The 12207-nt window shown below is 60.1% G+C and carries 12 protein-coding genes and 1 tRNA gene; 3 read left to right on the top strand and 10 right to left on the bottom strand.

Annotated elements, in window-relative coordinates; genetic code table 11:
• Positions 1 to 12: 12 nt before the first annotated feature.
• The 9 genes from lptG to G442_RS0100520 form a co-directional block, all read right to left on the bottom strand.
• Positions 13 to 1125, bottom strand: coding sequence for an LPS export ABC transporter permease LptG (gene lptG, locus G442_RS0100555; RefSeq protein ID WP_026396409.1), 1113 nt, complete (start codon positions 1123 to 1125; stop codon positions 13 to 15).
• Positions 1126 to 1144: 19 nt separating this feature from the next.
• The gene (lptF, locus tag G442_RS20195) at positions 1145 to 2296 is read right to left on the bottom strand and encodes an LPS export ABC transporter permease LptF (RefSeq protein ID WP_084440272.1); all 1152 of its coding nucleotides are present in this window, start codon (positions 2294 to 2296) and stop codon (positions 1145 to 1147) included.
• Positions 2293 to 2499: a hypothetical protein gene (locus tag G442_RS24790; RefSeq protein WP_146882059.1), complete on the bottom strand. Its 207-nt coding sequence runs from the start codon at positions 2497 to 2499 to the stop codon at positions 2293 to 2295. The genes lptF and G442_RS24790 overlap by 4 nt, the downstream gene beginning before the upstream one ends.
• A gap of 21 nt (positions 2500 to 2520) precedes the next feature.
• Positions 2521 to 2610 (bottom strand) — tRNA-Ser (locus G442_RS0100545).
• A gap of 67 nt (positions 2611 to 2677) precedes the next feature.
• Positions 2678 to 3643, bottom strand: coding sequence for a glycosyltransferase family 2 protein (locus G442_RS0100540; RefSeq protein ID WP_246789273.1), 966 nt, complete (start codon positions 3641 to 3643; stop codon positions 2678 to 2680).
• Positions 3630 to 4028, bottom strand: a complete 399-nt coding sequence (locus G442_RS20185) for a hypothetical protein (RefSeq protein ID WP_051291765.1) — start codon at positions 4026 to 4028, stop codon at positions 3630 to 3632. The genes G442_RS0100540 and G442_RS20185 overlap by 14 nt, the downstream gene beginning before the upstream one ends.
• Complete coding sequence (locus tag G442_RS0100530; RefSeq protein ID WP_026396407.1) at positions 4028 to 5110, bottom strand: glycosyltransferase family 4 protein; 1083 nt, start codon at positions 5108 to 5110, stop codon at positions 4028 to 4030. Before G442_RS0100530 ends, G442_RS20185 begins: the two co-directional genes overlap by 1 nt.
• Positions 5111 to 5158: 48 nt before the next feature.
• The gene (locus tag G442_RS0100525) at positions 5159 to 7390 is read right to left on the bottom strand and encodes a GumC family protein (RefSeq protein WP_026396406.1); all 2232 of its coding nucleotides are present in this window, start codon (positions 7388 to 7390) and stop codon (positions 5159 to 5161) included.
• Positions 7391 to 7496: 106 nt separating this feature from the next.
• Positions 7497 to 8369, bottom strand: coding sequence for a sugar transferase (locus G442_RS0100520; RefSeq protein WP_084440271.1), 873 nt, complete (start codon positions 8367 to 8369; stop codon positions 7497 to 7499).
• A gap of 247 nt (positions 8370 to 8616) precedes the next feature.
• Here G442_RS0100520 and G442_RS0100515 point away from each other — a divergent pair, with 247 nt between their 5' ends.
• Positions 8617 to 9948, top strand: coding sequence for an outer membrane beta-barrel protein (locus tag G442_RS0100515; protein WP_051291764.1), 1332 nt, complete (start codon positions 8617 to 8619; stop codon positions 9946 to 9948).
• A gap of 33 nt (positions 9949 to 9981) precedes the next feature.
• Positions 9982 to 10569 (top strand): polysaccharide biosynthesis/export family protein, encoded by a 588-nt coding sequence (locus tag G442_RS0100510; RefSeq protein WP_026396403.1) that lies wholly within the window; start codon positions 9982 to 9984, stop codon positions 10567 to 10569.
• 69 nt (positions 10570 to 10638) lie between these two features.
• Here G442_RS0100510 and G442_RS24785 read toward each other — a convergent pair whose 3' ends face one another.
• On the bottom strand, positions 10639 to 10809 hold the full coding sequence (locus G442_RS24785) for a hypothetical protein (protein WP_170230040.1): 171 nt from the start codon (positions 10807 to 10809) through the stop codon (positions 10639 to 10641).
• Positions 10810 to 10983: 174 nt separating this feature from the next.
• Here G442_RS24785 and G442_RS20180 point away from each other — a divergent pair, with 174 nt between their 5' ends.
• Positions 10984 to 12186 (top strand): glycosyltransferase, encoded by a 1203-nt coding sequence (locus G442_RS20180; RefSeq protein WP_051291763.1) that lies wholly within the window; start codon positions 10984 to 10986, stop codon positions 12184 to 12186.
• The last annotated feature ends 21 nt before the right edge of the window (positions 12187 to 12207 follow it).

The following is a 12207-nucleotide window of genomic DNA, read 5'->3' as shown; positions in this document are numbered from 1 at the left end:
CGAAGCTCAAGATCAGCCGTCCTCCAGATGCAGCAGCAATGAGACGGCAAGGCAAAGCCCCGCCCCGGTTGGCGCCCACGCCGCAAGCAGCGGCGGCAAGGCGCCGGAATTACCAAATTGCTCGGCGACTTTCGAGACTGTGAAGAGCAGAAAACCGGCCGCGACGCCAGAGCCGATCATCTGCGCAACGCCGCCGCGACGCGTCGGGCGCATGGAGAAACCGGCGGACACCAGCGCCATTGTGCCCGCAAGGATTGGCAGGGCGAGCAACGATTCAAAATGTAAGCGATGCCGGATGGAGGAAAAACCAGATCTTTCAAGCAGCGCGATGAAGCCCGGAAGAGCCCAGACCGATAATGTGTCCGGCGATGCGAAGCTCTCCTGCACCCGCGACAGCGTCAGATCCGTGGGCAGTGTGACGGTATGCGGCTCTCCCGCCGTCTCGTCCGGACGCAGCGTCCGGGCCTGCTGGAAAACCCACCGGTCCGGAGCCAGCAACCCGACGGGGGCCTCGATCCTTTCGATGAGATGATCGTTTCGGTCGATGCGGAAAATGCTGATGTCGCGAATTTCCAGTTGCTTTTTCATCAGCCGGGTGTCGCGGGCGTGAAGGATCGCCACGCCATGGGCGTCGAGACCGGAGTCGAGTTGCCTGAGCCACAATGACGAACCTGACAAGCTTAGCGGTCCGCCGCCGGTGCGCAGATATTGTGAATCCAGAGCCTCCGCTCGTGCATACATAATGGAAGACAGAGGCGAGATGACGGCGGTGGTCAGGCCGCCAAGCAGAAGCGCGCATGTTAACGGAGCCGCCAGAAACTGCCACGCGGAGATGCCAGCCGCGCGCGCGACGATAAGCTCTGAAGACCTTGTGAGACGCCAGAAGCAGACGATTCCGCCCAGAAGCACGCCGAACGGCATGATTTCCATAAAAAAATACGGGATGTGCAGTCCGGCGATCTCTGTGACCAGGCTGGTCGGCACGTCGGGTTTGGTGGCGACGCGTCGCAGCAGGTCGATGAAGTCGAACAGGCAGACGATCCCGGTCAGCGTGGCTGTCATTGACAGGACCGACAGTATGAACTGGCGTGCGATATAGATGGAGAGCGTGACCGAAACCACCACGAGACAGATCTCCCGTGTTCTAGCGCGCGGCGGGCGAGGCGTCGCGAGACGCGCCCAGCCTCGTGACGTTGGATCCGGAGGAACTGATCGCTGACGCGAACAGCATCGCGGCGCAGATAAGCCCGGGAACGGCTGCCTCGATCAGAATCAGGGGAATCAGCGCGGTGTTGCGGCTCGCAAGGTTCTGGAGAAGCAGGTTCAACGCCAGCAGCGCGACGACCGTCACGACGGCGAAGAGTGGGCGACTGATGTTTCCGTGTCTGGAGAAAGCTCCCTGCAGTACCGCGACGAGGCCGATCATGGCGAACGAGAACGCTGTAAACGGGGAGGTGATTCGCCGCCATCCCTCCACCGCCAGCTTGCCCCGGTCGCGGTTGCTGACCTCATGTGGGTTAGGCGACAGCAGCTCATGCAGAGACATCTCGGCGGCATCCCGATATCGGACCTGATTGTCTTTGTTCGACGTCAGGTCGAGTGCGTTCCGGTCAAACAGCAACATAGTCAGACGTCCGGTCTTCGGGTCGATTTCCTGCCGAGATCCTTCGAACAGCACGACCCGGGGCTGATCGTTCACCAGCAGCATCGTGCCCCTCTTGGCCAGAATTGTAGCGCGGCTGTTGGCCACGCGGTCGTCCTCCACCACGATTCCGCGCAGGGTGCCGTCGTGATCGCGTTCGCGGACATAGACGGTCATGACGTCGGACACACGTGTGAAGACGCCTTCCTGAAGCATGAAGGCGGCCATCTTGTTGCGGATCTGGAACTCGAACTGCCGGAAGTCACGATAGGAAACGGGAACGATCCACAGGTTCAGAAGGAAAGTGAGAGCCGTTGCGAAGCTTGCGCAGACCAGACCCGGCCGCGCTAGAGCGAACGGCGACAGGCCGGCCGCCCGCATGACGGTCAATTCCCGGTCTCCCGCCAGCCGTTGATACATGAAGAGCGTCACGATGAAGGTCGTGATCGGCAGCACGACCGCCACGAACGACGGAATCATCATGCTGGTCAGTTCGATGAACACACGCAGCGAGAGGCCGCGATCAACGACGAGAGACACAAATCGGAGCGACTGCGTGAGCCAGATCAGCGCGGCCAGGCCGCCGGTCGATGCGGCGAGCGCGACGAATAACTGACGGATAACGTAGCGGTCGAGTGTGGTGAAACCCTTCACCGGACGACGCCTGCGGTGTGTCGAGCGGAGGAGGATATGGTGTGCAGGCGAACCTCGCGCGATTCGCGCCGGATATTAGCCAGAACAAGCACCGCTTCCACTCCTCCGTTGAGGCGAACGAACGGCCGAACGTCCGACGCCGCTAACCGCCGCATGGCGGTTACGGCGGGAGGGAGGGCGACGCTATGATCGCCGCGTTCCACGTTGAAGACGCCGTTGAAACCTGGCGGAGAAGGTGGGATTCGAACCCACGGTACGCTTACACGCACGGCGGTTTTCAAGACCGCTGCCTTAAACCACTCGGCCACCTCTCCATGGCCATTGATTAGCGACGCCGTCGCCCGAAGGCAATATGACCCGCGTCGCGCACCATCCCGCCTTTCAGAGATCGAGGATTCGCTCCGGTTTGGCGCGCCCGCGAATCACGTCGACGATTCCGAGCAGGTTGCCCAGAAGACGGCCACGTCGATCGATATAAGCTTCCGGCCGCACGCTGCGGGCCACGTTCATACCCATGTTGCGTAAGATGCTCAGAAGAGACTTTCGCCAGGCGAAGGTGCCTTTACGGGCGAAATAAACCGGATTGACGACCTGCGAATACCCGAGGCGTTTGCCTGATGTGCGTCCCTTTTTTGTGCCTAGGTGAACGCCGGTCGCAGCGTTAATTTTGACGACACGCCCATAAGGCGCAACGCGCCGCGAAAAATCGACGTCCTCGTACCACGCATACAACGGCAACCGCTCATCAAAGCGCAGGGCGTGGTCGCGGATCGGCGCAAGACGGAACGCCATGTTGCATCCATAGCCGTTCCATGTCGGCTCGATGGAGGGATCGCCGTTCGCGCCGCTGACAATGGCTCCGTCGAGAATCGCCTCTCCTTCGTCGATACTCAGCCCGGGCCCACGGGCTCCATCCGCAAGAACGCGTCCGGTCGTTATCGCAACATCAGGTTGAGCAGAGAAAATCGCCAGAGTGCGCTCGATATAATGTGGGTCAGTAAGGAAATCATCGTCGAAGAAGAAAATGAAATCGTCATCCCCGGCCTCGTCGAGCAAGGCGTTACGTTGAATCGGAAGGCCGGGAGGAGCGTACATGATCTTCAGGTCGTCGGCTTCATCCAACCCTTCGACATCCGCCGCCTTTGTCGCGCAAATGACGATACGTTGCGCCTTCCGTGTCTGGCGGCGCAGGTGCGCGATCGTCGACGGAAGGATCGTCGGTCGACCGCTTGTCGCGATACCGATGAAAACGCGGATACCGTCGATGCGATCCTTTTGAGCGGACGATGGCGGGGCGTCCGCTTGTGAGAAGACGAGCGCGCCAGTGTCTGTGTCAGAATATGCCAAGACCAACGACGTCCATTCCTTTCTTGCGCACGGCGGCGGTCAGGGTTTCCCTCGTCGACGTTGATTCCGTGGCTGTTTTGAAACGCCGGCAATGCGGCGCCGTGGTCACAAGATGCATACCATAGCGAGCGTTGACGGTGCGGGCGAAGCGCCCGCTGAGATCGCCCAGAACCATGGGCGAAGCGCTGCGAACCTCACGCGGTTCGCTGAGGTAGAGATGGCCAGCCACTCCATCGGCGGCCTCACACCAGACTACGTCGCCCGACAAGGCGCCGTTCCCTGACAAATCCCGCGCAATGGCTGCTGGGGTCAGGGTCGAGGGCGTCGCGGCAATAATCGCCAAAAGAAACGTCATGCGGCGATGAAGCGAAGGGATCATTTTCATCAAGCCCTTAGCTCCAGAGCCATTTGTTTCAGTCGTTCAGCCGCTTTGACCCAGGTGAAGTCCTGCGCACGCTTCAGCCCCTTCGCCTTCATGGTCGCGGCGAGAGACGCATCATCCAGAATGCGAAGAACCTGAGCGGAAAACTCATCAGGGACCGCCGGGTTGGCGTAAAGCGCCGCGTCTCCGGAAATTTCTTCGAGCGCGGGTATCGCAGAAGCGACCACGGGACAGCCGCAGGCCATCGCTTCGACTGACGGCAATCCGAAGCCCTCATAGAGGGACGGGAAGACGAAGCATGAAGCCGCGCGGTACAGTGCATGGAGTTCACCGTCCGTCACGCGCCCCACATATTTGGCAGGCTCGGGCAGGGAGGCTGTGGCGCTGAATACGCTTGAGTTCACGCCGCCGCTGATGACAAGCGGCACACCGCGCGCCGCGAGGGCTTTGGCGAGATTCCCCAGACCGGCAAGGTTTTTGTGCGGCGCAAGGTTGCCTACGGCAAGCACGAACGGCTTTCCGCTCAGGCCATTTCGATCGAGTATCGCGGCGTCAGGCGTTTCTCGAAGAATGTGCTCGGCGCCTTCGGGAATGACAGAGATACGACTTTCCGGCGTGCGTAAAAACCGCGACAGCTCCGAGCGTGAAAATTCCGAAACGGTGACGAGGTGGGCATCGCTGCGCACGAGGCAGGCTTGTAGCGCCCGGTACCAAAGTCGGAACTTCCAAGAATACCCACCCGGTTGAGCGAAAACGGCAGCGTCATGAAGAACCACGATCTGGCGCCCGGCGAAAACGGGAGCCGTATTACCCAGATTAATCAGAACGCCGCTCCGCGCGACGCGAGGCAGTTCCGCCTGTTCCCATATCTGACCGCCCAGCTTCCCAACGCCTTTGACGGAAAGCCCGCCGGTTGACAGGCCTCCGGCGGACGGGGGAGGAGCGGTCGGCGCCAGAAGCACGGGAGGAGGGCCGTCGACGGTCGCCCAGGATGCCGCCATCGCCCGAGCGATTTCTCCGGCAAAACGCTGCACACCGCTTAAATGCTGGGTCAGATAACGCCCGTTTATGAATACTGGCAGCACTGAAGGTTCCGTGAAATGCGTAGAGCGTGAACGAAAAACGGCGCCTTCTCAGGAGGCGAGAAGACCGTAGTGGCTGTAAATCTGGATCTGGTTCGTTGTTGCGCTGTCAGGACCGCGCATAGGCGCCTGATTGAGCACGCCCCCAAGGACCTTCGCGTCATAGGCCTGCATCTGCCGCATGGCCTCCTTGATCGATGCCTGCGTGGTCGTTCCCCATTTGGCGAGGACGACGACGCCGTCTGTCTGGTGCGAGAGGACGGCCGCATCGGGGAACGCTAACACGGGCGGCGTGTCCAGAATGATCATGTCGTAATGGGGGCTTAGTTCGGCGAGCACGAGACCGATAGCCGACGGCGAGACCATGCGACCGCCGCCCTTGCCACCGCCGGACATCGTCATCACGTCGACGCCTGGCAAAACGTCACGGGCCAGTCCGCCGCTGTCCTGCAGGGACGGGGCCGAGTTGTGCGGAGACCGACCGACGCCCGCCACAAGCTGAATCGCGGACGGGCCGTGCGTGTCGCAGTCTATCAGGAGCGCCCGCTTACCGCTTCGTCCCGTATTGGCGGCGAGAGACAGGGCGAAGGTCGTTTTGCCTTCGTCCGGCCCCGGAGAGGTCACGACAATCGACTTGGCGCGAAACCGGCTTTGTCCGAACGACAGGATCGCACGAATGGACTCCACCATCTCGACATACGCGCATGTCGCGCCCGAGTGATACAATCGCGTCAGGCTGCCCGTGAAGGAAGGCACCATGCCCAACGTGAACAGGCCGGGCACGGAGTCCATCTCGACCGGACTGCGAACGCCTTTGCGGTTACGGTCGAGCGCGAGGGCGACGCCAACGCCCAGAAGGCTGGAGGCGACCAGTGCGAGAACCATCAATTGCATACGCGGCGGCCCGGAGACCGATAGCGGCTTGTCGGCGCGCGTGATCAGATCCGCCTCCGGTTCCTGCAACTCCGCCGCTGTGGACGTCTGCGCAAAGCGGCTCAGGTAGTCCTGATAGACGGCGCGCGCAGCGCTCGCTTCGCTCTCGAGCTGCCGCAACGTCACATTCGCACGGTTTTCCTTCGACACATGCCCCTGAAGACGTTGAACCTCCTGCGTCAACGCTGCGACCTTCGCCTGAGCGCTCTGAAGATCCTTGCCGGAGCTGGCCGAGATGTGTGCGATCTCGGCGTTGATCTGGCGTTGAACATGCGCGGCGGCAGCTCGGGCGGCGCGCAGTTCGGGGTTTGCGTCGCCCGCCGTGCTGGCTAGGCTCGCCGCGCGGGCGTTGAGTTCCGCCTCCTGCGCCTGAAGCTGCTGTATGATCGGCGACGACAGGACGGCGGTCGTGTCGGCGCTGGACCCACCAGCGCCGCCCGAATGCATTTCGGCGTAATGCGCCCGTTTAGCCTCAAGTTCGGACTGGGCTTCGATAAGCTGGCGGTTTGTCTCCACAAGCTGCTGATCGGCGATGGTCGTGCCTTCCTGCACCGGCGCCGCGTTAGGGCCTGACGGGATGATGCTCTGGCTCAGTTGCGTCGAAACAAGGTCGTTCTTTTCCCGGAACTGCTCAACGGCCTGTTCAGCTTTGCGCAGTCTGTCGCGCAAAGGGACGATTTGTTCGTCCAGCAGGCCATTCGCGCGCCAGGTCGCGGAAATCTTCAAATGTCTCTTGAAGTCGAGGTAGACGTCCGCATAGGCGTTCGCGATCTGTGAACTGAGCGTGGCGTCGCCTGTGCGGGCTGTGACGGTGATGATGTAGGACCGTCCGTCGTTCAGTACGGTGATGCGGTTCATCAGCGCGTCGCGCGTGGCCTGAAGCCGCTCGGCTGGCGACAGCTTCGGGTGGTCCGGCGTTTCGCCGAGCAGCCGCGAAATGGCGTCCACGATCCGACGTTTAAGCGGCACGGCGTCGAGCATGTTGCGAAAATATGGCGCGTCGACCAGATCAAGTCTCTGCGCAACAGACGTCGCGATGGTCGAGCTTCTCAGGATCCCGACCTCGGTGTTGACGGCGACGGTGTCGACGTCAACTGGAGACTGCGTAGCCTGAAGATCACGGAACGGCGCCTGTTTCGTCCCGATCATGAGAGAAGACGAAGCGTCGTAATAGGGGCTCAGAAGGCCAATGCCCACACAGGCCGGGCCGCCAATCAGCACCGTCGTCACTGAAACTGCGAGCCAGTGCCGACGTATCACGCTGAAAATCTTCAGAGGGGAGACGTGCGACGTGTCTTGTGTGTCAGAAGGGGGAGGCCCGTTGAACGAGGGTATCTGCAAGGCGTTCATTCAGGACTCTTCCATGAAAAAATATAATCGGACGGATGCAGAGGCGTGCAGGATCATGGCGCTTTGGCGATCAACTGCACGGGGGCCTGCGGCAACGGAGCGCGGATCAATGCGCTCCTTTCTGGAATAGAACCGCGGGAAGGGTCTTCAAAAGAATCATGACGTCCCGCCCAAGTGTCCATCCTCGCACGTAGTCGGTGTCGAGCCTGACGCGCTCGCCATAACTGGTGTCGCTACGTCCGCTCACTTGCCACAAGCCTGTCACGCCAGGCCGAACCGCCAGATAATATCGCGCGTTACGCCCGTAATAATCCAGCTCTGATTCAACGACGGGCCGAGGGCCGACCAGACTCATCTCAAGGCGGAGCACGTTCAGCAGTTGCGGCAATTCGTCGAGACTCGTTTTGCGCAAGAAACGTCCTACGGGGGTGATCCTGGGATCGTTCTTCAACTTGCGCGTCGCGGCCCATTCCGCCGCGGCAACCGGGTCGCTTGCAAGAATATCGTCAAGCGCCTGAGCAGAGTTAACCACCATACTTCTGAATTTCAGGCACGGAAATTTTTTGCCATTTAGACCGACGCGCATGTGGCCGTAAGTTCCCGGACCGCCGTCCAGACGCACAAGAACCCAAAGCGCCAGCAGCACGGGGGAGGCGGCAAGAAGAAGTAATGCTGCTCCGAAAAGATCCAGAATCACTTTCGCGCTTCGTTCGACTTTGAAACGAAAACCGCTCATGGCGAAAACTGATTCGTCCGTTTCATCGGGAGAGAAATCCGTCGCCGTGCTGAGGACTTCGGACGCCGATCCCGCTGCTTCGGGATGACGTTTGGTCTGGGCGCCGGAAATGGACGCGCTCATGGGGCACAGACTCCATTGCGAAATTGAGAGCGAGTGACCGCCCATGAAATAGCGCGCAGATTCCGGCGCCACTGGCGTGACCGTCGGTTGCCTGAACCCGACCGCGTCGTCGCGCTGCATGCGTTTTGCATGCCTCCTTATTACGACAACAACGTCTGTTTGGCAGCAAAATCATGCGCGCCGAGCGGCAAGTTGTGCAGTATAACGAAGAATTAACGATCCCGGTCCGCACTCATCGTAAAATCGTCGTTAAAGTGATTTGGCGCCTGAGACGCGTTTGTATTGCCGGAAATGGCGCGTTAAGAACTGGGCTTCTTTGGTGGGTCGGAGATTCGTGCTGTATTTCAAACACACTGAAGAGTCGGGCATGCACCAAAAGGTTGGCGCGCCGACCCTGGCCGCAGCATGTGGGATTGCGCTCTTCATGCTTCCTTTCGCCGCCAATGCGCAGGTGATCCAAAACTATTTCCCCGCTCTGGGCAGTGGCGCGGGAGAGTTGAGCACGGAACCCACACAGGTCAGGGCAGCGGGCGCTTACCAGCCGCAGGGTTTCCAGTCTGGCCCCGTCATCGTGAATCTGGATGGTTCCGAGGGCGGCGGTTATGACAGCAACGTCGATATGCTCCCTGCCGCGCATTCGAGCGCGGTGATCAACACGCAGGGTCATCTGTCGGTCGTTTCGCGCTTTCCGCACAACGATCAGGCGCACGGGGACATAAGCGTGTCGGATACGCGCTACCCTTCCCGGTCGGTCCAGAACCGAACGACCTGGACCGCGAATGTCGGCGGCACGCATTATTTTGGTCGAGACGAGCTGGGTTTCTCCTACACCCATCTTTCGCTGGTGCAGATGCCGTCGGAAGCGGGCGCTCTGATCTTGAGCAGCCCGGTGCCGTATACTGTCGAAGACGGGCGCATCAGCTATCTGGTGCACACGCATGGAAGAGCCAGTTTCCAACCTTTCGTAGAAGCGCAGCGCTATGCGTTCGGGCGCCCGGCAATGGTGAATAATGCGGGCGCCTACACAAACCAGACATATCGCAACCGCGTCGTCATCAACGAAGGCGTCACCAGCCGGTATGAGCTGATGGCGGAGACGCATCTTCTTGTGGTCGCGCAGGGGACAGAAATTCGTTACGATACGCCAGCGTCCGGATATCCCAGTCGAAATTCGAACGGTTTTTCCATTCTGGGTGGCTACGATGCGGGTTGGAAGGGGCCGATCAAGTTTCGCGCGCTTCTTGGCTACCAGATGCGTCGCTATGCCTCGACGCTTTATGGGAAGATCACATCGCCTGTGGCTGAGGCCCAGCTTAGTTGGTCGCCGACCCGTCTTACCAGCGCCGTGCTCAGCGTGCGGCACGGCATTGAGGACAGCGCATTCGAAGGCGTCGTCGGCTTCACGAATACTGCGGCCACGCTTGTCGTGACGCATGCGCTGCAACGCAACGTGCTGCTGACGTTCAACGCGCAGGTCAGCAAGGCGTCTTATCCTGCGACGCCTGCAGCGTTGAAGGGGACGCCTGTCTATCAAGTGGCGAGCGACCAGAATACTTACGGCTTCGGCCTCAGCGGGCAGATTTTTCTGAACCGTCATCTCTCGGTGACGGCCAATTACAGTTACCTGAGTCAAAGTGTTTATCAGAGCGCGATGTTCCCGGTGCACATGGCCCAGCTCAGCGTGCATTTCGCTCTTTAAGCCAATTTTCGTTTTCAGCAGGGAAGTCGGATGATGCTTTCGTCGGGATATAGCTTCGGTCGGTCGGTTCGTGCGGCGGCTTTGCTAGGAAGTGTGGCGTTATCGGCTGCTGGCTGTGCGGGTGGATACGACCTGAAACCAGCGCCGCCGTACGATCCGGGCCAATACAAGCTCGGTGTCGATGACGAAATTCGCGTCATCACATATGGGCAGGACCAGCTGACTTCTGATTTCAGGGTCGACAGCAACGGTAAGGTGGCGTTTCCGCTAACCGATGGATTGCAGGCCGCTGGCTTTACGACCCGGCAGTTCGCGAGCGAGGTCGCGGAGGCGCTGGAAAAATCGCGGATGCTGCGTGACCCGAAAGTGTCGGTCGAAATTACCGCGTACCGCATGGTGTCCGTTCTAGGCGAAGTCACCCGTCCCGGACAGTATCCTTACCAGCCAGGCATGACGATGTTGACTGCCGTAGCTTCGGCTGGAGGGTTTACCTACCGTTCGCTTGAAAGTCGCGCCTATGTCCTGCGGCAGGAGGGCGATCATACAGTCGTCGGTAAACTGAAGCCCCAAGATTACGTGAAACCTGGCGACGTCATCAAGATTTACGAAAGGCACTTCTAGGACGGAACAGATCCGGAGGGTATGGCGTCAGGATCGACGTCGGAACTCATTGCGGCTCTTCGCTGGAAACTACCTTAAGGCGGCGATCAGGCCGCCGATAATAGGAATCCACGCGAGTAGACCCAGTACGACGCCAAGCACCACGCCGCGTGCCGTAGAAGTCCGTTCGTCGGCTTTGGCGGCTTCGCCTGAGACCGCAGGGCGAGGGGCTATGGTATCGCTGGAAGAAGGCTGGCTCATTGTCGTCAGCTCACCGCAAAGAATCCGTCCGATCATTGTCGGAACCTAATTGACGAAGATTTAACAGGCCCTACGCGATTTAAAAGCAACATCTGACAAGCCGTGGTTCCGGCGCGGAGCCAAACACGACCGGAAACAGGACGGCCAGACTGCCGACGCCAGTGAGGAAGCGATATGACGACACCGATCTCGCAAGTGAAAGTAGCCATCATCCACGAATGGCTTGAGCACTACGCCGGTTCGGAGCGGGTCGTCGCCGAGCTGCTTAAAATCTTCCCGCAGGCCGAAATATTCGCGGTGGTCGACTTTCTTCCTCCAGAAGAGCGCGGCTTCTTGGGCGGTCGCAAGGTCACCACCACATTTGTCCAGAAACTGCCCTTCGCGCGCAAGTATTTCCGAAATTACCTGGGGTTGATGCCCATCGCGGTTGAGCAGTTCGACCTGGCCAAATTCGACCTGATCGTGTCCAGCCACCACGCTGTGGCGAAGGGCATCATCACCGGGCCCGACCAGTTCCATATCTGCTACGTGCACTCGCCGATGCGTTACGCATGGGACATGCAGGCGGCCTATCTTCGTCAGAGCGGGCTTGAACGCGGCCTGAAGGGGATGTTCGTGCGCTGGATGCTGCACCGAATCCGGACATGGGACGTCCGCGCCGCTTCAGGCGTTGATGTGTTTGTAGCCAATTCTTCCTATATCGCGCGGCGCATTCGCAAGGTGTATCGGCGTGACGCGCTGGTTATCCACCCTCCGGTGGAAATCGAACGCTTTCAGGTCGCGGAAACCAAACGTTCGTCCTACATCGTCGCTGCGCGACAGGTTCCTTACAAGCGCGTTGATCTCGTCGTGGAAGCGTTCCGCAAGATGCCACAACACAGGCTTATGGTCGTGGGCGGTGGTCCTGATCATGACAAGATCGTCGAACTGGCCGCTGCCTCGCCGAATATTACGGTGAAAGGCAAAGTGCCGCACGACGAGTTGCTGGCCCTGATGCAGGGCGCCAAGGCGTTCGTATTCGCCGCCGAGGAAGATTTCGGCATCGCGCTGGTGGAGGCGCAAGCCTGCGGGACGCCGCTTATCGCCTTCGGGCGCGGCGGAGCGTTGGATATCGTGCGTCCGGAAGGGGATCCGAAAGGATGTACCGGCGTCCTGTTCGACACGCAGGATGCCGACGCGATCGTCGCAGCGGTCCAGCGGTTTGAGGCCATTGGCGCGTCGATCACGTCGGAAAACTGTCGCCGCAACGCCCTGCGGTTTTCGGAGGAGGCATTTCGTCAGCACGTGACCGAACTGGTGGAAGGGCTTCTGGATCAGGGCCTGCCGACGCCGCGCATGTCGGATCCGTTGACGAGTATGACGATTGAGGCCGAATAATCGCTTGCCGGATTTATTTTT

This window comes from Acetobacter nitrogenifigens DSM 23921 = NBRC 105050 (assembly GCF_000429165.1).
Lineage (GTDB): Bacteria > Pseudomonadota > Alphaproteobacteria > Acetobacterales > Acetobacteraceae > Acetobacter > Acetobacter nitrogenifigens.
This window is presented reverse-complemented; position numbering and strand designations above follow the sequence as displayed.